A 20,607-nucleotide genomic window follows, 5' to 3' on the forward strand; every position below is an offset into this window, starting at 1 on the left:
CCAAGGTGGTCCGCGCTTGCTAGATTCGAAGGCCCGCATCGTACCGTCCGCACATCACCCCATGGCTCTCATCCAGTACCTCACCCAGATCCAGTTCGACTTTGGCGCCATCCAGCTGCTTCGCGGCGAATGCGACCGCATCGGCATCACCAGGCCGCTGGTCGTGACCGATGCGGGCGTGCGGGCCGCCGGCATCCTGCAAAAAGCGCTCGACGCGCTGGGCGACTTGCCGGCGGCCGTGTTCGACCAGACGCCTTCCAACCCCACCGAAGCCGCCGTGCGCGCGGCGGCCGCGATCTACCGCGAGCGGCGCTGCGACGGCCTGATCGCCGTCGGCGGCGGCTCGGCCATCGACTGCGCCAAGGGCGTCGCCATCGCGGCGACGCACGAGGGACCGCTCAAGACCTACGCGACCATCGAAGGCGGTTCGCCGAAGATCACCGACCGCGTGGCCCCGCTCATCGCCGTGCCGACCACCAGCGGCACCGGCAGCGAGGTGGCGCGCGGCGCCATCGTGATCGTCGACGATCACCGCAAGCTCGGCTTCCACAGCTGGTTCCTGATGCCCAAGGCCGCCATCTGCGACCCGGAACTCACGCTCGGCCTGCCGCCCAGGCTGACGGCCGCCACCGGCATGGACGCGATCGCGCATTGCATGGAAACCTTCATGTCGGCCGCCTTCAACCCGCCGGCCGACGGCATCGGCCTGGACGGCCTCGAACGGGCCTGGGGCCACATCGAGCGCGCGACCAGGGATGGCAGCGACCGCGAGGCGCGGCTCAACCTCATGAGCGCATCGATGGAGGGCGCGATGGCCTTCCAGAAGGGGCTGGGCTGCGTGCATTCGCTCAGCCACAGCCTGGGCGGCGTCGACCCGCGCCTGCACCACGGCACGCTCAACGCCCTTTTCCTGCCTGCCGTCATCGGCTTCAATGCAAGGGCCGAATCGGTACAGCGGGAGCAGCGCCTGCAGCGGATGGCGCAGGCGATGCACCTCGACTCGGCCGGCGACCTGGGCGACGCGATCCGCGACATGAACGCGCGGCTCGGCCTGCCCAAGGGGCTGGGCGAAGTCGGCGTCACCCGGGACATCTTCGAGAAGGTGATCGACGGTGCGATGGCCGACCATTGCCACAAGACCAATCCGCGACTGGCAACACGGGACGACTATCGGCGGATGCTCGAACAGTCGATGTAAGTCCCGGTCGGGCTTCCGGCCCGCCGAGATAGCATGTGCGAATGGCACACGACCACCACGACCACGAAGACGATCACAGCGAACTCGGCGAAATGGACCTGCGGGTCCGCGCGCTCGAAACCATACTGACGCAGAAGGGCTACATCGACCCCGCCGCGCTCGACCTGCTCATCGATACCTACCAGACGAAGATCGGTCCGCGCAACGGCGCCCGCGTTGTCGCCCGGGCCTGGGTCGATCCGGTCTTCCGCGACTGGCTCCTGAAAGACGCCACGGCGGCAATTGCCTCGCTCGGCTACACCGGCCGCCAGGGTGAACACATGATCGCCGTCGCCAACACCGAGACCCAGCATCACATGGTCGTCTGCACGCTGTGCAGCTGCTATCCCTGGCCGGTGCTCGGCCTGCCGCCCACCTGGTACAAGAGCGCGCCCTACCGCTCGCGGGCCGTGAAGGATCCGCGCGGCGTGCTGGCCGAGTTCGGCATCCGGCTGCCCGCATCCACGGCCATCCGCGTCTGGGATTCCACGGCCGAAGTGCGCTACCTCGTGATCCCACGGCGGCCGGCCGGCACCGAGACTTTGAGCGAGGAACAACTGGCCGAACTGGTGACACGCGATTCGATGATCGGCACCGGCCTCGCCTGCACGCCGGAGACCGCGCCATGAGCTACGTGACCCATGCCGACCTCGGCGGACGCGACATGCCCGGCGCCATCGTGCCGGAGCCCGAGGGCGAGCCCTTTCATGCGAACTGGGAAGCGCGCGTGCTGGCCCTGACGCTCGCCATGGGCGCCACGGGTTCGTGGAACATCGACGCCAGCCGCAGCGCCCGCGAAACCCTGCCGGCCTATGAACGGCTGAGCTACTTCCAGATCTGGCTGGCGGGGCTCGAGAAGCTGATGACCGAGCGCGGCCAACTCCTGTCCGACGAAATGAATGCCGGCCGCATGCTGCATGCGCCGCAAGCGGTGCGTCGCGTGCTGCATGCGGCGGATGTGCCGGGCGTGCTGGCCAGGGGCTCTTCCACCGAGAGGCCGGCCACCGCCCCTGCGCTTTTCACGCTCGGCCAGAAAGTGCGGGCCCGCGCGGGACGGGTGGACCATCACACGCGCCTGCCAGGCTACGTCCAGGGGCGAGTCGGCACGATCGAGCGTCTGCACGGCATGCACGTGTTCGCGGACGCGCATGCGCAGGGGCTCGGAGAGCAGCCGCAATGGCTCTACACGGTCGTCTTCGACGGCGCGGCGCTGTGGGGTCCGGAGGCCGCCGAGCCAGGCCTTCGCGTTTCGGTCGATGCCTGGGAAACGTACCTCGAGCCCGCATGACCGCCCATACGCCCCTTCTCCCCGGCATGCCCAACGATGGCGCCGAGCYTGTGTTTCGCGAGCCCTGGGAGGCCCATGCCTTTGCGCTGGCGGTGTCGCTGCACCAGCGCGGACTCTTCACCTGGCCCGAGTGGGCGCAGGTGCTGGCACGTGAGATCGGCGCCGCGCAGGCCGCTGGCGACGCCGACCTGGGAGACACCTACTACCGTCACTGGCTCGCCGCACTCGAGAGCCTGGTGGCCGGCAAGGGTGCGAGTTCCGCGGAAGAACTCAGGCGCTACCAGCAGGCCTGGGACCGCGCCGCGGACCGCACACCGCACGGGCGCGCGATCGAACTGCGCGAGCAGGATTTCGGTTGACCCGTCCTCTTTCGGCCCTGCTTCAGCCTTTCCTGCCGCCGAACGCCACCAGGGCCCCACCCACCACGATCGCTGCCACGCCGGCCCAGGTGGGGAAATTGACATCCTGCTTCTCCTTCACCGACAACTCGATCGGTCCGATCTTGGCTTCGTGGGTCTCCTTGGTGAAGCTGAAGCCGCCCATGCCGAGCGCGGCGATGCCGGCAACGATCAGGACAAGACCGACGATTCGGACTGCGTTCATGAAAACTCTCCTCGGGTGACTGGGATGACGAAACTCACCCCGACTGTAGCTGTGTCGGATTGCTACAGCGGCAGGACATCCCGCGCATCGCCGCTGCGCAGCCATTGCGCGAGCTCATCGGCCAGGCGCTGCGACTCCCTGGCCGCCGTGGTCCAGGCCTTGATGCGTGTCGACACGTCATTGCCGTAGCGCTCGAAATCCTTGCGGTCCGGCAGCTTCCCGTTGGGCAGACGCTGGACCCACGCGGGATCCGGCGCCAGCAGCACCATGCGGTCGAGAAAACCGGTGGCCCCGTGCCGCCACTTGAGGCCCTTGTCGAGCCAGCCCGGCACCACGGCCTTCTGGAAATGCGGGTACAGCACGATGCCATCGGCATTGGCGTAGTCCAAATGCAGGTGGTAGTCGGTGATGCCACCGTCCCAGTAGGCACCCGCGGGCGCGCCCGGAATGTCGTGCACGGCCTCGAGCATGAAAGGGATCGAACACGAGGCCTGCAGCGCGAGTTCGAAATTGGCCTCGGCGAGCGCCACCTGCCGCGTGCGGAAATCCTGCGTGGAGAAAGGCAGGGCCGCGCCCGGGGTCGAGAAGACCACGCGCTCCAGCCATGCGCCGAGGCTCCTGCGGCGAACGGTGTTGGTGACGAAGGCGCCCAGGTAGCCGACGGGTGTTCGCGCACGGCCTTCGCGCCCGAGGATATGGCGTCCGCGCGAGGTGATCACATGCAGCCGAAAGCGCGGATGGTCGAGCACCTCGCGCGCGCGGCCGCCGTAGAAGCTGCGCAATCCTTCGCCGAACTGCGCGCTGACGTCCCTTGCGCTCAGCCGCTTCCGGCCCGGTGGCGCTTCGTAATGCTGATGGATGTAGCCATGCTCGAAATCTTCGAAGGCCTTCCTCGTGTCGCCGAGACATGCATTGGCCAGGCGCCACGCACCGATGGACGCGCCGACCAGGTCCACGGCCTGCGACGAGCGCGGCAGCCATTCGCTGAAGAGATAGCGGTCGATCGGCCCGAGGATCAGGCCCTTGGGCCCGCCGGCCGCACCGGGGATCGTGCGAACGTCCTGCGCCAGCAGGCCGTGCTTCGAAATGTGCTCGCGGGCGACCGGGCCGGCATAGATGCGCAGGGCTTTCATCGAGCGCCGGCCGCCGCGTCGGCCTACTTGCGCAAGCCTTGCAGCTTGGCGAAGGCCGAGGCCATCTGTCCGGCCGGCTGCGGCGCATTGTCGCGGCGCTGCGCCTGCTGGCCGCGCCCCGCCCCTTCGAAGCGGTTGTCGCGCGGGCCGTCGCGCCGCGCCGGCGCCGCGTCGAGCTTCATCGACAGGCCGATGCGCTTGCGGGCAACGTCGACTTCCATCACCTTGACCTTCACGATGTCGCCGGTCTTCACGATCTCGCGCGCATCCGTGACGAACTTGTGCGAGAGCTGGCTCACATGCACGAGACCGTCCTGGTGGACGCCGAGGTCGATGAAGGCGCCGAACTGGGCCACGTTGCTCACCGTGCCCTCCAGCACCATGCCTTCGACCAGATCCTTGATGTCCTCCACGCCGTCGTTGAAGCGCGCGACCTTGAAGTCGGGCCGCGGGTCGCGGCCGGGCTTCTCCAGTTCGCCGAGGATGTCCTTCACCGTGATGACGCCGAACTTCTCGTTCGCGAAGAGCTCGGGCTTGAGCGTCTTCAGCATCTCGGCGCGGCCCATCAGCTCGGAGATCGGCTTGCCGGTCTTCTCGATCATCTGCTCGACCACCGGATAGGTCTCGGGGTGGACCCCGGTGACATCCAGCGGATTGGTGCCGCCGCGGATGCGCAGGAAGCCCGCGCTCTGCTCGAAGGTCTTGCCGCCGAAGCCCGTCACCTCCAGCAGCTGCTTGCGCGTGGCGAAGGCGCCGTTGGCCTCGCGCCAGCGCACCACCGCCTTGGCGACGCTGGCCGACAGGCCCGAGACGCGCGACAGCAAGGGCACGCTGGCCGTGTTGAGGTCCACGCCGACCGAGTTCACGCAATCCTCGACCACCGCATGCAGGGTGCGCGCGAGTTCGCTCTGGTTCACGTCGTGCTGGTACTGGCCGACGCCGATCGACTTGGGGTCGATCTTCACCAGTTCGGCCAGCGGATCCTGCAGGCGGCGCGCGATGCTCGCCGCGCCGCGCAGGCTCACGTCGACGTCGGGCATTTCCTGCGAGGCGAACTCGCTCGCGGAGTAGACCGAGGCGCCCGCCTCGCTCACCACCACCTTGTCGACGCTCAACGGCGGGGCGCCGGCCTGCGCCGCCATCTTCGCAAGAAGCTTGATCAGATCCGCCGCCAGCTTGTCCGTCTCCCGGCTCGCGGTGCCGTTGCCGATCGCGATCAGGTTCACGCCGTGCTTGGCGCACAGCTTGCCGAGCGTATGCAGCGAGCCGTCCCAGTCCTTGCGCGGCTCATGCGGAAACACGGTCGCGGTTTCGACCAGCTTGCCCGTCGCGTCGACCACCGCCACTTTCACGCCCGTGCGGATGCCGGGGTCCAGCCCCATCACCACGCGCGGCCCGGCCGGCGCGGCCAGCAGCAGATCGCGCAGGTTGTCGGCGAAAACCTTGATCGCGACCTTCTCGGCTTCTTCGCGCAGCCGCGTGAAGAGGTCGCGCTCGGTCGACAGGGCCAGCTTGACGCGCCAGGTCCACGCCACGCACTTGCGGATCAGATCGTCGGCCGCGCGGCCGGCGTGGCTCCAGCCCAGGTGCAGCGCGATCTTGCCCTCCGCGATCGAGGGCTTGCCCGGCTCGGGTTCGACCGGCAGCACCAGCTTGGCATCGAGGATGTCCTGTGCGCGGCCGCGGAACACAGCCAGCGCGCGGTGCGAGGGCACGCGGCCGATCGGCTCGTCATAGTCGAAGTAGTCGCGGAACTTGGCGATGTCTGCGTTGTTTTCGTCCTTGCCGCTCATCAGGCTGGATTTGAGCAGGCCCTCGGCCCACAGCCATTCGCGCAGGCGCTGCACGAGTGCCGCGTCCTCCGCCCAGCGCTCGGAAAGAATGTCGCGCACGCCGTCGAGGACCAGCGCGACGGTGGAGAAGTCCAGGCCGTCCGCGGCCGGCTTGACGAATGCGGCTGCCTCTTCGGCGGGGTTGAGCGTGGGATCGGCGAAGAGCTTGTCGGCCAGGGGCTCGATGCCCGCCTCGCGCGCCATCTGGCCCTTGGTGCGGCGCTTGGGCTTGTAGGGCAGGTAGAGGTCTTCCACCTCCTGCTTGGTCGGCGCGGCGTCGATCGCGGCGCGCAGCTCGGGCGTCAGCTTGCCCTGCTCCTCGATGCTCTTGAGCACGGCCGCACGGCGGTCTTCGAGTTCGCGAAGGTACGACAGCCGCGCTTCAAGTTCGCGCAGCTGGATGTCATCGAGACCATCCGTGGCTTCCTTGCGGTAGCGCGCGATGAAGGGAACGGTGGCGCCGCCGTCGAGCAGATCGACGGCGGCCTTGATCTGGTGCTCGCCGACCTTGATCTCGGCCGCGAGCTGGCGAAGAATTTTTTGCATGTCTGAAGGGCGTCCCTGAAGCCGGCGCCGCGAGCGGGCGCCTTGCGGATAAAGCGCGGAAGTTTGCCATACGGCCTGCTGGCCCTGCCCTCAAAATGCCCAGGACATGTCCGTATTGAAGAAACTCCTGCGCGCCCTCGCCGCGATCCTCCTCGTCCCGCTCCTGCTGTTCGAGGAATGGGGCTGGGAGCCGCTCGCCGCGCTGATGGCCCGGCTCGCCCGGCTGCCGCTGTGGCGCGGTCTCGAACGGGCCATCCGGTCGCTGCCGCCCTGGGCCGCGTTGCTGGTGTTCTTCGTGCCCGTGCTCATGCTGCTGCCGCTCAAGCTGCTCGCGCTGTTCCTGCTCGGCGGCGGCCATGCCAAGAGCGCCCTGCTGCTCCTGCTCGGCGCCAAGCTGGTCGGCACCGCCGTCGTCGCCCGGCTTTTCCAGCTGGTCGAGCCGGCCCTGATGCGCATCCCGCTGTTCGCGCGCTGGTATCCGCGCTGGAAGGTCTGGAAGGACAGCATCCTCGCGCTCGTGCGTGCGTCGGCGCCATGGCGCATGGCCCGGCGCGCCAAGGTCGGCACGCGCCGCTGGTGGCGCAGCACATGGCGCGCTTCCTAATATGAAACTTTCACCCGGGTAGATTGCGGATTTTGTTTTGCCCGGGTATTATTCCGCCCCCATGCCATCCTCTTCGCCCACCGAATCCAACCTCACTGCCTTCGCGGGCTTCCGGCGCATCGCCGCCGGGCCCCGCGACGAAGTGATCGCCAAGCTGCGCGAGCGCGCCGCCGACGACACGCCCGCCTTTGTCTTCGACGACAGCACGGGCGACCGGCTCGACCTCGATCTGCGTGCCTTGCGCGGCAGCGCTGTCGCCACATCGGAGCTTGCGCCGACCGACGAGCACGCCTCACGCGGCGTCGGCCGGCCCAAGCTCGGCGTGGTCGCGCGTGAAGTCACGCTGCTGCCGCGCCACTGGGAATGGCTCAGCCGCCAGCCCGGCGGCGCCTCGGTGGCGCTGCGCCGGCTCATCGACGAGGCCCGCCACGTGCATGCCGACCGCGACGCGCAACGCGCCTCGCGCGAAGCCGCCTACCGCTTCATGACCGTGATCGCGGGCGACCTCCCCGGCTTCGAGGAAGCAGCCCGCGCGCTGTTCGCCGGCGAACAGGCGCGCTTCACCGAACGCGTGGCGCCCTGGCCCGAGGATGTGCGAACCCATCTGAACAAACTTGCCGCCATGGCCTGGAGCGCCGCATGAACGCCCCCCTCGAAGCGACGGCAAGCGCCGTCGAACCCGCTACGCCACCCGTCGCGCCACCCGTGAACCCGCGCCTTGCAGCAATGGCATCCCGCCCGCTGTGGAAGACATTCCTGATCTTCCTCGCGCCCATGCTGCTGAGCAACATCCTGCAGTCGCTGTCCGGCACGCTCAACAACGTCTACCTCGGCCAGATGATCGGCGTGAGCGCGCTGGCGGCGGTGTCGAGCTTCTTCCCGATGATGTTCTTCTTCATCGCCTTCACCATCGGCCTGGGCGCGGGCGCGTCGGTGCTGATCGGCCAGGCCTGGGGTGCGCGCGAGGTCGACAAGGCGCGCGCGGTCGCCGGCACCACCCTCACCGTGGGCGTGCTGTTCGCGCTGTGCGTGGCGGTGTTCGGTGGCGCCTTCACCCAGCCGATGCTGGCCGCATTGGGTACGCCGCCCGACATCCTGGCCGACGCCACCACCTATGCGCGGATCATCCTCATCGCGATGCCCGGCCTCTTCGTGTTCCTGCTGTCGACCGCGATGCTGCGCGGCGTGGGCGACACCATGGCGCCGCTCTACACGCTGATGATCTCGACCGGGCTCGGGCTGGTCATCACGCCCGCGCTGATCCGCGGCTGGTTCGGCCTGCCGAAGATGGGCGTCGCCAGCGGCGCCTGCGCCACGGTGGTCTCCTTCGTGGTGGCGACCACCTGGCTGGCCTTCCACCTGCGGCGCAAGAAGAGTCCCCTCGCGCCCGACGCCGACTTCCTGCGCCACCTGCGCGTGCGCCCGGCGCTGCTCAAGGCCGTGCTCAGGGTCGGCGTGCCCACGGGGGTGCAGATGATCGTGGTGTCGCTGGCCGAGCTGGCCCTGCTTTCCTTCGTCAACGGCTACGGCTCGAACGCCACGGCCGCCTACGGCGCGGTGAACCAGGTGGTGGCCTACGTCCAGTTTCCGGCCATCTCGATCGCGATCGCGGCCTCCGTCCTCGGTGCGCAGGCGATCGGCGGGGGGCAGGCACAGCGGCTGGGGGCCATCACGCGCACCGCCTTGCTGATGAACCTCGTGCTCACCGGCTCGCTGGTGCTGCTGGGCTATCTCTTCTCGCGCCCGCTGATGGGCTTCTTCATCACCAGCGAGCCCGTGATCGAGGTCGCGCAGACCCTGCTGCACATCATGCTGTGGAGCACGGTGATCTTCGGCATGGGCGCCGCGCTTTCGGGGATCATGCGGGCCAGCGGCTCGGTCCTGGTGCCCACGGGGATCTCGATCTTCTGCATCGCGCTGATCGAAGTGCCGGTCGCTTGGTGGATGAGCCACCGCATGGGCCTCAACGGCATCTGGGTCGCCTACCCCGTGACCTTCATCTCGATGCTGACGCTGCAGGCCAGCTACTACCGGTTCGTATGGCGCAAGAAGGCGATCCGCAAGCTGATCTGAAAGCGTCGGGCGCGGCACGGCCGGTGCTGTACTCGTTCCGCCGCTGCCCTTATGCGATGCGGGCGCGCATGGCCGTCGCCGCCAGCGGCCAGCGCTGCGAGCTGCGCGAGGTCGTGCTGCGCGACAAGCCCGCCGAGCTGCTCGCCGCATCGCCCAAGGGCACGGTGCCGGTCCTGGTGGACGTGGATGGAAGCGTCATCGAGCAAAGCCTCGACATCATGCTGTGGGCGCTGCGACGCAACGACGCCGACGGCTGGCTGCGGCCCGAGCGGGGGACGCTGGAGGACATGCTCGCTTTGGTCGCCGAATGCGATGGCGATTTCAAGCGCCATCTGGACGGCTACAAGTACCCCGAGCGCCAGCCCATGGCCGATGCCACCGCGCATCGCGCGCAAGGCGCCCTCTTCCTGGCGCGGCTGGAAGACCGCCTCCAAGACTCGCGCTGCCTGCATGGTGCGCGCCCGGCGCTTGCCGACATCGCGATCGTGCCCTTCGTGCGCCAGTTCGCGCAGGTCGATGCGGCCTGGTTCGAAGCCCAGCCCTGGCCGCGGCTTCGAGCCTGGCTGGCCTCCGGGCTCGAAGCTCCCGTCTTTGCGCGCGTGATGGCGAAGTACCCGCCCTGGCGCACGGGGCAGCCGGGCGTCGATTTCCCCTAGTTCAGCAGCGGGGCCCCCAGGTGCACGGCGCCCCATTCGCGGATGGCGGCAATGACCGGAACAAAGCTCCGACCCTTGTCGGTCAGCCGATACTCGACTCTCGGGGGCACCACGCCGTGGTCCTTGCGATCGATGAGTCCGGACTCGGTGAGCGCCTTCAGCTCCCGGCTCAACACGCGCGGCGCGATCTCCTTGCTGCTGCCGGAACCGCGCAGCAGGCCGCTTCTGATTTCGGAGTAGCGCAACGGACCGTCCTTCAGATCCCAGACGATCCGAAGCTTGTACTTGCCGCTGACCAACTTCTGAAACGCCGCGACCGGACACCCGCAGGCGGGCGTCTCGATGTCCTTGGGGTCGGATCGCGCGTTCACGACGTCTCGGCGATGAGTTCGAGCGGCACGACCTCCAACTGTCCGCCGGCCACACGCTTGCTCTCATCCGTGTAGCGCTTGAAGGCATCGCTGCTCTGCAATGCCTTGACCGCCTGCTCGTCCGCGGCGGCGGCGAGATGGTAGTACCCGCTGCCGTCCCGTTCCTTCATGCAGCGGTAGGAGATCTTTCCCTTCAGCTCGGGATCGTTGTCGAGCCAGGCGATGAACTCTCGAATGTGCTGGTGCCACGCCTCGCGCGTGCCGTTCTTGAACTGGTACTTGATGAGAAAGTGCTTCATGAGTGTCCGTCCAGTCAAACCCTGGGCGCGGCCTGTTCGCCGCGGAAGATCGCCGCATGACGCGCAAGGAAATCGTCGAAGCTCGTCGCGGGCCGCCCCAGCAAGGCCTGGACGACCGGCCAGACCTTGCTTTCCTTGCCCTTGCGCCGCTCCGCAAAAAGTTCAGCCAGCGCATCGACCATGTAGTCGGGCAAGCCGGCTGCGCGCTGAGCCGTCTTCGCGTCCTCCGGGGCGACGTTGACATAGCGGATCGCCTTGCCGGTCACCCGCGAAAGCTTCTGCGCGACCTCCGCCATCGTCAGCGCCTCGGGGCCGGTGAGCGGGTAGATCTTGCCTTCGTGCCCGGGGCTGGTGAGCGTCAGGACGGCAACCTCGGCGATGTCGCCGACATCGATCGATGCGATCCTGGCGTCCTCCATCGGCAGGAAGATCATGCCCTTGCCGACGATCGCCGGCACCTGCCGAAAGTACGCCGTCATGAATTCGCCGGCGCGCAGATGCGTGTACGCCATCCCCGACGCTTCAAGCTTGCGTTCGATCTCGCCATGCATGCGCGCGAAGCGAAAGGGGGAGTCGAGCTCGGGCATGATCCCGGAGAGTTTCACCACATGCTTCACGCCCGCCTTGCGGGCGGCATCGATGAAGCCGGCCTGCACCTCGAACATGTCCGGCGCCGAGGACGAGATCAGCATCGCGCGATCGATGCCCTCCAGCGCCCTGGCCAGAGTCTCGGGCCGCGCCATGTCGCCCTCGACAATTTCCACGCCCGCCAGCGTTGCCAGTCCGCCGGACTTGGCCATGTTGCGCACCAGCGCGCGCGCGCGGACGCCCCTGGCAGACAGCCTGCGCAGCACTTCGCCGCCATTCAATCCGGTTGCACCGGTCACGAGAATCATGTTTCGTCTCCCTGCCGGCCCGAGCTCGGCCAGCGCAGGCGATATTGGGCCGCGGAACGTGCGTTCCGGCAAGTACGGACAAAAGTGATACCGAGCCGGAGATGCCCACCGGCGCCCGGCTACTCGAACACCTCGTCCCCCGTCGGCTCGTAGTGCGGCACCGCGTTCATCGTCTGCCGGAGCCTGGACAGCTCCCAGTACATCCGCTTGCGCGCCCGGCTCTGGTTGCCCAGCGGCCGGTGCTCGGGAATGGTGTGCCAGGGGTTGTACGAGAGCCGCTTGGCAAACTCCATCTGCATCGGATAGTCGAACTTCTGCCGTGGCAGTCGCAGCGTCGCCACCGCGACGCGCGGCGACAGCTTTTCCGGCCACAGCACGCCGGCGTTCTCCAGCGGCATCAGGTGCGGGTCGGTCTGCATCTGCAGGCAGACGTCGAACTCGACCTCGCCCCGCGCCAGCGAAGCCACCATCGCGTTGCGAAGATAGTCGTCCGGCGGACGCAGCGGCAGGCGCGGGATGGGTGTGCGCCGGGTCGACTTCGGCCACACCGAATACTGCATCGCCTGGCCCTCCCCCATCAGGTAAGGCACGCAGCTGAAGTACGGCGCCTCGAAGGGGCTCGACTGCGTCTTGATGAACAGCGACTGCATGATCAGGTCCAGCACGTGCGAGTCGTGGAAGTTGAGGAAGTAGAAGATCTGCGCGTTCTTCACGCTCTGGATCTGCAGCGCCGCGTTGGCCTTGGCATCGGGCGTCACGAAGGTGGGCGTGGACACGCCGAACATGTCGAGCGTGTACTTCTCGTCGTCCATCAGCTTCGGGCCGGGCACGCCCATCAGCTTGATGCTGATGCTCATGAAGCCCACGTCGTCGATGTCCGGCGTGATGTAAGGCCCGGGGCCCGAGAAGCGCACCCAGGCCCCAAAGCGCTGCGCCTTGGCGTAGATGCCTCGCTTCATGTGCTCGGGGATGTCGTCGTGCACGATGAACTCGCCGCGCACGATGCCCTGCGTCTTGGTGTTGCCGCCGCGCTCGAAGCCGCCGGGCTTCCACAGGTCGTTCATCTGCCGGGTGAAGCTCTGGATGATCGAGTCGGTGAAGCTCTCCTCGTCGGGCAAGAGCCTTTCCTCGGCGATCTTCAGGCCTTCGTTCCTGCGCCGGCGGTTGATCAGCGCGATGGTCAGGCGCGCGAGCGGGTCGCGCAGCACGGCGTCGAAGGCCGGCCGCACGAAGGGGTCGAACCGGCGCTCCAGCCGCAGCAGGGCCATGCCCGAATCGCTGATGAAGTCGAGCAGGCCCGAGCCGGTGTTGGCCTTGGGCGCGGGACGGCTGACGTTCGAGTTCATCATGACTGCACCTTCGACAGATACCGCAAGGCACGGATGCCCGGCAGGAAGAAGTAGGCGCCGCCCATCACGGTCACGAACTGCGGCATGCCGGTGAGGCGCTCGTTGGGCCCCGAGGCGACCGGCATCGAAAAGCCATCCGTGGGCGCGCCGTCCGGTCCGGGCCGCCGATGGCCCAGCAGCGGATCGCTCTCGTTGTGCAGGCCATTGAAGCGCGTGCCGGCCAGCCAGGCACCCTGCACGAACTCGAACTGGCGCGCGATGTTGGCGCCCAGGCAGATGAAGTGCAGGCCGGTCGAATCGGCCTGCGGCGGCCCGTATTCGCGCCCCCGGCGCAGCAGCCGGTGAAAGCGCGTCGACGCCGCCAGGTCATTGCCCAGTGCCTGGGCGTCGAATCCGAGCCTGCGCAGCATGAGCGAGATGAAGCCCTCGTGGCCCGGCGGCAAGTCCGCGTTGCGTGGATTGCTGCGCCGGACGTGCGCGCCGATCGGGCAGCGCAGGCCCGGGGGGTCGCCGCGGTAGGTGAAGGCATTGCGCGGGTCGTCCTCGCCTGCGATCGATTCGCCCGTCCGCCCCATCAACGTCTCGCCCTCCATCGTGCGCCCGACCATGGCTTCGGCCAGCTTCTTGCGCAGGGCCGCGTCGCCCCCGGCCTGGCTGTCGGCATAGTGCCAGAAGCCCGCGACGTCCTGCCGCAGCTGGCGCATGACCAGGTAGCTGCCGTTGCGTCCGAGGTCGGCCTTGCCGGGCTCGTCCTCCGCGCGCGCCAGCAAGCCGGCGGGGTCGCTGTCCGGGTCCAGCAAGGGCCTGTCGGTGTAGGCGCCGTATTCGTTGGGATAGCCCAGCAGGTACTCGCCGATGCACGAGAGGTTGGTGTAGGCCAACTGCTCCTCGTCGCGCGCCGCGCGCCGTCGCTCCCAGTCGACCTGGGGTTGGGAAATGCCGTCGACAAAGCCGAAGGGCTCGACGCCATCCATGTCGGAGGTCGTGAGACACGCGATCTGATCGTAGCCCGCCTCCCACTGCGCGCCGATGGTGCGCAACCACAGGTCCAGGCCACCGGGCATCGCATAGAGCATCACCAGCACGTGGGGCATGCTCTGCCGCGCCCCGCCCCATTGCCACGCGGCGGGCTTGTTGGCGCCGAGATCGCCCAGCCGGCGCGACCGGTTCGGATTGCCGCTCATGCCATCGATGAATTCCGCCGAGAAGCCTTCGACGATGTCATCGCTCACCCCCAGCGCCCGCAGGCCGTCACTGGTGAAAGCGATCTGCATGGCAGTGCGCGGCGGCGGCTGCCGGGTCACGGCGCTGGTCACCGGTGCGTTGGCCAGCCACGCGCGGGCCGCCCTGGCGTTCTTCACGCGCAGGAGCAGAAAGCTCGCCTGCGTCATCTGCCGATAGCCGAAGCGCAGCAGGCCCTGGATGTCGTCGAATTCGACCGGCCGCGCGCGGGGTGGACTTGCGCTCATAGCAGCCTCAACCAGGCGATGGCCTGTTCGTCGCTCATCTGCGCCTGCTCGATCCCCTCGCGGATGCGCCGGTTGCGATCGAGGTCGGTCAGCGTGAGACCGGGATAGGCCTTGTACCAGACCTGCGTGGGCAGCTGGTGGCCGCGCTGGTAGTACTTGAAGCGCAGCTCGCGGCGCGCCCCGCCCTTGATCAGCCAGGCCGTGCGCGGCCAGCCGAAGCCGTTGCTGAAGAGCAGATTGAGGCCCCAGCCGACCTTGTTGATGAAGTCGTCCATATAGCTTTCATGACTGCCGTCGTAGTTGCTCGCGAACAGCACGCGGGCCTTGCCGTCGAGAAAGGCCCAGCGCGCGAAATGAATCGTCTGCACCCGCGCGAGATGACCGCGTCCGGAGACATGGCGGCACACGTAGTCCGTCAACAGCAGCAGCACCTGCAGCAGCCAGCGCCGGAAGAGCCCGGGCTTGACCGGACCCAGGGCCGTGAAGCTGTTGCTCAGGTCGTGGTCTTCGAGCCGCTGCATCTCGCGCACGGCGGCCGGCCTGGGCCGCGGGCAGAACTCGGGATCGCGGGTCTCGTGGATGCGCAGGAGGACGATGAAGATCGGCAACAGCACGACGATCAAGGGCAGCAGGACGAGGCCGACCAGCGGCAGCCCGAGCGCGTGAATGCCGTTGCGGATCTTCCATCCGATGGGCGTCGGCTCGGGCTGCGCGAGCACGAGGCGGCCTGCGCCCAGCTCGCTTCTGACGAAGGCCTGCAATTCACGCCACAGCGCCTGCGGATCGGCGGCCCCTGCCGGCGACCCGCGCGGCACGCGCGCTGACAACGCGCGTTGCAGCGCGCTTTCCTGCCGGATCTGCAGCACTGTCCGTCCGATCCAGTTCACATAGCTCACGGCCACCGGCTGGTCATGCGCGAGCAGCCAGTCGCGCAGATCGGCACCCTCCTCGAAGCCCTCGCAGTGCGAGAAGATGCGGCGCAGGCCATCGCCCGCCTGCTGCGCGAACGCGTTCAGCAGCGCTTTGCCCGGGCCGTCGCATTCGCCGAGGAAGGCAAGATAGATCGGCAGCCTCGGCCGCGGAAGGCCGAAAGCCTCGAGGTCGCCCATCGTCGTGTCGTCGAGGATCGCGAAGCGCGCGAAGTGCAGTCGCTCGAAGTCACCGAAAGGCAGCAGGGCATTCGACGGGTCGACGACGCCGGGCGACACGTTCATCGTCTCCAGCAACTCCCGCAGGCCGGCCTCGCGGTCCGCGTCGACCGGGGCAACCACCATGAAGTGGGATTGGGGTGTCACCGAATCAGAACTTGAGACAGAAGTCGATCAGCCTTTCCTTGCCCCAGTACACCTTGCCCAGATAGAAGCCCGGCGAAATCAACCGGATCTCGTCGCGGATCCAGTGCGCCACCACCGAGGTCTTGGAGTAGTCGAGGACGATGCATTCCTTGTTGTCCAGCCAGCTGTCGCCCTTGTAGACCTGGGCGACGATGGCCTGCAGCCCGAAGGGGCTGACCTTGTTCTTGAGCACCCCCTTCTCGGGGTCGAACACCTTGCCCTGCCAGCCGAAGATGTTGACCATCCTTGCGATCGACTCCGTGTAGCGAGTGCCCGGCGCGATGATCGCCGTGCCCTCCGCCTCGCCGGTGGGAATATCGCCCGGCGGGCTCGCACGGAACAGTTCGTCGAGCTGTTCCTGCGTCATGTCGAGCAGTTGCTGAACGTCGTATGCCATTTGCCTTCTCCTCGTAAAACCCGCTTCGAATCTGTTGTGGACAAAGTTTCGGCCGATGTTCCGGGGGCGTCAATTTGCCGAAAGTGGGGTCCCTCGCGCCGCGCGCAGAAGCACGTCGGCCGCCTTCTCCGCCACCATGTAGATCGCCGCCGCCACGAAGAAGCCCGGGATGCGCGGGAACGCCGAGGCATCGACCACCCGCAGCCGCCGCACGCCATGCACGGCGAATGCGCTGTCGAGCACACCGCCATCGTCGCGCGGGCCGATCGGGCACGAGCACGACGCATGGTGGCCCCAGGCCGACTCGCGCACGTAGTCGGCCAGCGCCTCGTCGCTTTCGACCGCGGGGCCCGGCTGCAGCTCCTCGGCGATCCAGCCGCTCTCGATCAGCGGCCTCGTCATGCGGCGCACCAGGCGGATCGCCTCGACCACCGCCTTCAGGTCCGCGCCCGCCTCGTCGTTGCCTTCCTCGAAATAGTGGAAGTTCACCAGCGGCGGGTCGCGCGGGTCGGCCGAGCGCAGGCGCACCGTGCCGGCGCGGTTGCGCGTGTGCGCCTTCAGGACGGCCCAGGTCAGCTGGTCGGGCTGGTCGCGGATCCATGCCGAGAAGCCGGGGAAGTAGCCTTCGAAGCGCGCCAGCAGCGCCATGCAGAACAGGTCTGGCTCGCGGCCGGGCAGATGCGCGCTCGTCGAGCGCTGGACCACGCCCAGCGCCGCGCCGTTGGAAGCGTACATGCCCGATCGCCCCTCGTGCCAATGCCGCCACAGCGTGTCGTCGCGGTCGAATCGCGCGCCCTCCAGCACCTCCCACGGCGCCTTCATGCGGTGCGTCACCGCGACCTCGTAGCGATCCTGCAGGTTGCGCCCGACACCCGGCAGATCCACCCGCACGGGAATGCCGAAGCCGCGAAGCGCTGCCGCCGGCCCGATCCCCGAGAGCATCAGCAGCTGCGGCGTATTGAATGCGCCGCCGCACAGGATGACCTCGCGCCTTGCGCGCACATGGCGCGGCTCGCCCGCCGCATCGCTGGGCTGCGCGTGGGCCCGGTAAAGATGCTCGCCCTTGAGGTAGTCGACCCCGCGGGCCGTTCCGCTCTCGTCGATCTGGATGCGCGTGGCCAGCGCGTGCAGTTCGAAGTGCAGCCGGTCCGGATGCCGCTGCACCACCTCCAGCAGCCGCTCGCGCACACCGGCGCGGCGATGCCCGGAGGTTGCGAGCGGCGTATAGCAGAGGCCCTCGAAACTTCGGGCCCGATAGCGCCGCGCGTTGGGGTCCCCCAGCCCGGCGCGCAGCCAGCGAAAGGTGCTCAGCAGGGGCGTCGGCAGACTGCGGGTGAAGGCCCTGGCGGACTCGTGCAGCACCCTCACCAGGCTGTCGTCGCCGAGCACCGACAACGGCATGGCCTTCTCGGTGCGCAGCCACCCGCCCCAGCCATGCCCGGTCAGGTCGAGCCCGAAGTAGCGCAGCGCACGCCACACCGGCCGGTGACCGCAGCTTTCCACGCGCCGCGCATAGCGGTGCATGCGCGAGGCGCGCCAGCTCCGGTCGCCCGTCAGCCGCGCGATGTGGTTCCAGTCCGAATCGTGCGGCAGCATGAAGATCATCGCGTTGTGGGATGTGCAGCCCCCCAGCGTCGCGGCACGCGGGTAGAGCACGCCCTCGCCTTCCCGGTACTTCCAGTCCTTCGCCTGACGGGTCTCGTCGGCGTAGTGGCGCACCCGGAAATCCCAGCGCAATGCCGCGTTCTCGCAGGCAAAGGGATGGAAGGCGGGCACGTCGTAGTCATCGGGCAGGCGCTCGGCTCCGGCGCGCGGGTCGCCGCCCGCCTCGAGCACGAAGACCCGCATCCCCGCCTCGGCCAGGCGCGCCGCCAGCGTGCCGCCGCCCGCGCCCGATCCGACGATGACGTAGTCCCATTCGTTCTCGTCGGCTCCTGGCATGGGTGCGCAGCCGGCGGCGATCAGAAGGTCTTCAGGAAGGCGATCAGCGCGCGCTTGTCTTCGTCGCTCAGTTCCGGCTCGCGGCCGAAGGCCTTCTCGTCGGCGCTCAGCCCGTCCTGCTGGTTGAACTGCGCGGTGCCGAAATAGTGGCCGCGGTTGACCACGAAGTCCGGGCACTTGCTCAGCTCCAGCATCGGGGCCCGCAGCTTGGCGAAGTGCTCGCGCAACTCGTCGTCGCCGGCGTTGGCCGGCACGCTGGAGAGTCCCGTCTTGAGCTGATAGAGCAGCTCGCCCACGTCCTTCACCTGCTCGACCTTCTCGCCGATCCCGTTGCCCTCCGCGCGCAGCTTGAGATTGGACAGCAGCGCCACCGGCACGCCCTTGGGAATCGGGCCGAGCACCACATCGCCGCCCTCCTTGACCAGCCACGGGAACCAGCGATGCAGCCTGCCCTGCATCGGCTGCAGCGCGTCGGGGATGAAGCCGACCGGCACCGTCACCATGCTGCGCTCGGTGGTGCGGTCGATCAGGCCGCCGACCTTCTCGCCCAGCACGCTGTCATGCTCGCGCTTCTCCGGCCACAGCATCTGCTCGATCGATGCGTCGAAGACCTTCATTCGCCCATCCACCGAGGGATCGCCATTGAACGGGCCCACGGAGTTGTTCAGCAGGAAAGGCGCGGTCGACCACACGCTGATCAGCGAGGGAACGCGCGTATAGCCGCGCCCGCCGGCGGGCATGGCGTACGGCCGCGGCTCGCCGGTGAAGGGATCGCTCAGCGTGACGGCGCCGATCGAAGGCAGGCTCTTGTAGGTCTGCGACGAGAAGTTGTCCCAGATGTTGCCGGCCAGGGCATTCGTCGCCAGCGGGCTGCAGACATTGGTGCGCAGAAGCGTCGCCGGGACGCGCGCGTCGCTGGAGAGATAGTTGCCTTCGAGGAAGTCCGGCGCCTGCACGATCTTGCGCATCTGCGCCTTGTAGTCGTCGGTCTGGGTCCAGGTCCAGTAGCGCTTGAAGCAGTCGATGTATCCGGGGCCGGCGCAGCGCGCGGGCGACAGCTCGAGCGTGGCCGGCGGCGGCGGTCCCTTGCTCGAATGGCAGCGCGCGCAGGTGTCGGCGAAGGCGGTCTTGCCGCGCTCCAGCGTGGCCGCGTCCGCCGCCAGGTACTTGTCCCCGCCGGGTGCGTCCTTGAGGTGGTCGGGCTGCGCCGCCTTCAGGAAGAAGAGCGCCGTGTTCGGCGTGCCTGCCTCGGTGGCCTGCCAGTAGGTCGAGTTCTTCTGCGCGTCCGCGATCCGGATGGGCGTGATCGTCTTGCCTCCGACCACGGGGTTGAAATGCAGCAGCCATTCCTCGCTGAACAAGCCGATGTTCAGGTAAACGCGGTTGAGCGCGCCGAGCAGCCCCACCGAATCGGCGCCGTCCTTCAGCACGTGCGGCGTGCGGACGGTGGAATCGGCCTTGCTGAAGAAGTCCAGCAGCGGCCCGCTGCTCACGAAGTCGTTGAACTGCCTGTTGTCGCGTTCGCCGCCCGCCAGCTTCTCCTGCCCGATGCGCCTGGCCATGCCCAGGCGGTCGGCGAAGTCGTAGACCGCGTTCATCGTGCGCGGATTGTTGATGCTGTCGGTCGAGACCAGCGAAGTGTCCATGCTGCCCGGCCGGTAGGTGTGGGCGAGCTGGTACATGTAGTTCGTGCGGCCTTCGGGCTTGTTCGCGTTGTGGATGAAGAGCCGGTCCACCCACATGAACTGCGCGCCGACCGAGGAACTCAGGTTCTCGAACTTCGGGTTGTTCGGGTCCGCCGGCGGCTTCACCGGGCTCGGCCCCACGTGGCAGAAGCCGCAGGACATCCCGACCCGATAGGGCCGCACGAGGTCCTTGCGGTTGTAGTAGCTCGGGTCGGTGTAGTACTTCTCGGCGTCCCATTCCTTGGCGGCCTTCTCGTCGAAGTCCGGGTTGGGAAAGAGGCGCAGGCCGACGATGCCGGTCTGCCAGCCGTAGAAGGAGCCCACCGGCTGCGTGCTTCCGTCGCCCAGCGGCTTGCCGCGGGAACCGATGGCAACGCCGGGATACTTGCTCTCGTTCTCGAACGGGTCGGGCGCGCAATCCTTTCCGCGCGCGTCGAGCCACAGGCCGCGGCGGTTCTTGTCGGGGCCTGTGGCGGGCTCGAAGCAGGGCTCGTTGACCATGCCGAAATAGCTCCAGCGATTGGCCCGCGAGTAGCCCTGGCTGGGGTGCGAACTGATGACCTTCAGCAGATCGAAGGCGCCGAAGGTGTACTCGGTCATCCGGGTCCAGAAACGGTCGTTGCCCCCGCTCCAGACCAGCCACATGTTGCGGCCCTTGATCTCCTCCGGCGACAGCGCCACGCCGTTGTCCATGTCGTGGAAGTAATCCTCGGAGGCGTGGGGAAAGGAAGCGACGTCGCGGCCGGCGAGCTTCGCCTCGTCGAGCACCTCGCCGGGCTGCGGCCCCTTCGAACAGCCCGCGAGCGCCACGGCCACGGCCATGCCCGCGAGAAGCGGCGGCAACCTGGCCGCGCTCCAGCAACTTCGGTTCATTGCCACTCCTCTTGCGTCGCC

20 protein-coding genes are annotated in these 20,607 nt (G+C 68.0%); 8 read left to right on the forward strand and 12 right to left on the reverse strand.

The window, feature by feature from the left end; translation table 11 throughout:
* Positions 1-61 precede the first annotated feature (61 nt).
* From AC1DNF_RS12760 to AC1DNF_RS12775, 4 genes are read left to right on the forward strand one after another with little or no spacing between them, the layout of a single operon-like run.
* Positions 62-1,198 carry an iron-containing alcohol dehydrogenase gene (locus AC1DNF_RS12760; RefSeq protein ID WP_478148963.1) on the forward strand — a complete coding sequence of 379 codons (1,137 nt, stop codon included), beginning with the start codon at positions 62-64 and terminating at the stop codon, positions 1,196-1,198.
* Between the two features lie 41 nt (positions 1,199-1,239).
* Positions 1,240-1,866, forward strand: coding sequence for a nitrile hydratase subunit alpha (gene nthA, locus AC1DNF_RS12765; RefSeq protein WP_478148964.1), 627 nt, complete (start codon positions 1,240-1,242; stop codon positions 1,864-1,866).
* Complete coding sequence (gene nthB / locus AC1DNF_RS12770; protein WP_478148965.1) at positions 1,863-2,525, forward strand: nitrile hydratase subunit beta; 663 nt, start codon at positions 1,863-1,865, stop codon at positions 2,523-2,525. Before nthA ends, nthB begins: the two co-directional genes overlap by 4 nt.
* Entirely contained in the window at positions 2,522-2,884 is a 363-nt protein-coding gene (locus AC1DNF_RS12775; protein WP_478148966.1) for a nitrile hydratase accessory protein, read from the forward strand. Before nthB ends, AC1DNF_RS12775 begins: the two co-directional genes overlap by 4 nt.
* A 22-nt stretch (positions 2,885-2,906) precedes the next feature.
* Here AC1DNF_RS12775 and AC1DNF_RS12780 read toward each other — a convergent pair whose 3' ends face one another.
* The 3 genes from AC1DNF_RS12780 to AC1DNF_RS12790 form a co-directional block, all read right to left on the reverse strand.
* Complete coding sequence (locus AC1DNF_RS12780; RefSeq protein WP_478148967.1) at positions 2,907-3,128, reverse strand: hypothetical protein; 222 nt, start codon at positions 3,126-3,128, stop codon at positions 2,907-2,909.
* Positions 3,129-3,190: 62 nt separating this feature from the next.
* On the reverse strand, positions 3,191-4,261 hold the full coding sequence (locus tag AC1DNF_RS12785) for a patatin-like phospholipase domain-containing protein (RefSeq protein WP_478148968.1): 1,071 nt from the start codon (positions 4,259-4,261) through the stop codon (positions 3,191-3,193).
* A gap of 23 nt (positions 4,262-4,284) precedes the next feature.
* On the reverse strand, positions 4,285-6,639 hold the full coding sequence (locus AC1DNF_RS12790) for a Tex family protein (protein ID WP_478148969.1): 2,355 nt from the start codon (positions 6,637-6,639) through the stop codon (positions 4,285-4,287).
* Between the two features lie 106 nt (positions 6,640-6,745).
* Between AC1DNF_RS12790 and AC1DNF_RS12795 the strand changes: the two genes are divergently transcribed.
* The 4 genes from AC1DNF_RS12795 (at position 6,746) to AC1DNF_RS12810 (ending at position 9,972) form a co-directional block, all read left to right on the forward strand.
* Positions 6,746-7,243, forward strand: coding sequence for a hypothetical protein (locus AC1DNF_RS12795; RefSeq protein WP_478148970.1), 498 nt, complete (start codon positions 6,746-6,748; stop codon positions 7,241-7,243).
* Positions 7,244-7,304: 61 nt separating this feature from the next.
* The gene (locus AC1DNF_RS12800; RefSeq protein ID WP_478148971.1) at positions 7,305-7,886 is read left to right on the forward strand and encodes a DUF2239 family protein; all 582 of its coding nucleotides are present in this window, start codon (positions 7,305-7,307) and stop codon (positions 7,884-7,886) included.
* Positions 7,887-7,969: 83 nt separating this feature from the next.
* A complete protein-coding gene (locus tag AC1DNF_RS12805; RefSeq protein WP_478149017.1) occupies positions 7,970-9,316 on the forward strand; it encodes an MATE family efflux transporter in 1,347 nt (448 codons plus the stop codon).
* Positions 9,283-9,972 carry a glutathione S-transferase gene (locus tag AC1DNF_RS12810; RefSeq protein WP_478148972.1) on the forward strand — a complete coding sequence of 230 codons (690 nt, stop codon included), beginning with the start codon at positions 9,283-9,285 and terminating at the stop codon, positions 9,970-9,972. Before AC1DNF_RS12805 ends, AC1DNF_RS12810 begins: the two co-directional genes overlap by 34 nt.
* Here the strand turns inward: AC1DNF_RS12810 and AC1DNF_RS12815 are convergent.
* The 9 genes from AC1DNF_RS12815 to AC1DNF_RS12855 form a co-directional block, all read right to left on the reverse strand.
* Positions 9,969-10,343, reverse strand: a complete 375-nt coding sequence (locus tag AC1DNF_RS12815) for a winged helix-turn-helix transcriptional regulator (RefSeq protein WP_478148973.1) — start codon at positions 10,341-10,343, stop codon at positions 9,969-9,971. The two genes, AC1DNF_RS12810 and AC1DNF_RS12815, sit on opposite strands and share 4 nt — an antisense overlap.
* On the reverse strand, positions 10,340-10,642 hold the full coding sequence (locus AC1DNF_RS12820) for an antibiotic biosynthesis monooxygenase family protein (protein ID WP_478148974.1): 303 nt from the start codon (positions 10,640-10,642) through the stop codon (positions 10,340-10,342). Before AC1DNF_RS12820 ends, AC1DNF_RS12815 begins: the two co-directional genes overlap by 4 nt.
* A gap of 14 nt (positions 10,643-10,656) precedes the next feature.
* Positions 10,657-11,538 carry an SDR family oxidoreductase gene (locus tag AC1DNF_RS12825; protein WP_478148975.1) on the reverse strand — a complete coding sequence of 294 codons (882 nt, stop codon included), beginning with the start codon at positions 11,536-11,538 and terminating at the stop codon, positions 10,657-10,659.
* A 119-nt stretch (positions 11,539-11,657) separates the two neighbouring features.
* Entirely contained in the window at positions 11,658-12,884 is a 1,227-nt protein-coding gene (locus AC1DNF_RS12830; protein ID WP_478148976.1) for a catalase family protein, read from the reverse strand.
* Positions 12,884-14,356 carry a Dyp-type peroxidase gene (locus AC1DNF_RS12835; protein WP_478148977.1) on the reverse strand — a complete coding sequence of 491 codons (1,473 nt, stop codon included), beginning with the start codon at positions 14,354-14,356 and terminating at the stop codon, positions 12,884-12,886. Before AC1DNF_RS12835 ends, AC1DNF_RS12830 begins: the two co-directional genes overlap by 1 nt.
* On the reverse strand, positions 14,353-15,630 hold the full coding sequence (locus AC1DNF_RS12840) for a hypothetical protein (RefSeq protein WP_478148978.1): 1,278 nt from the start codon (positions 15,628-15,630) through the stop codon (positions 14,353-14,355). Before AC1DNF_RS12840 ends, AC1DNF_RS12835 begins: the two co-directional genes overlap by 4 nt.
* A 25-nt stretch (positions 15,631-15,655) precedes the next feature.
* Positions 15,656-16,087 (reverse strand): hypothetical protein, encoded by a 432-nt coding sequence (locus AC1DNF_RS12845; RefSeq protein WP_478148979.1) that lies wholly within the window; start codon positions 16,085-16,087, stop codon positions 15,656-15,658.
* 69 nt (positions 16,088-16,156) lie between these two features.
* Positions 16,157-18,028 carry a GMC family oxidoreductase gene (locus tag AC1DNF_RS12850; protein WP_478148980.1) on the reverse strand — a complete coding sequence of 624 codons (1,872 nt, stop codon included), beginning with the start codon at positions 18,026-18,028 and terminating at the stop codon, positions 16,157-16,159.
* Between the two features lie 20 nt (positions 18,029-18,048).
* The gene (locus AC1DNF_RS12855) at positions 18,049-20,586 is read right to left on the reverse strand and encodes a hypothetical protein (protein ID WP_478148981.1); all 2,538 of its coding nucleotides are present in this window, start codon (positions 20,584-20,586) and stop codon (positions 18,049-18,051) included.
* Between the last annotated feature and the right edge of the window lie 21 nt (positions 20,587-20,607).

It is taken from the genome of Variovorax sp. 01T432 (assembly GCF_056398605.1).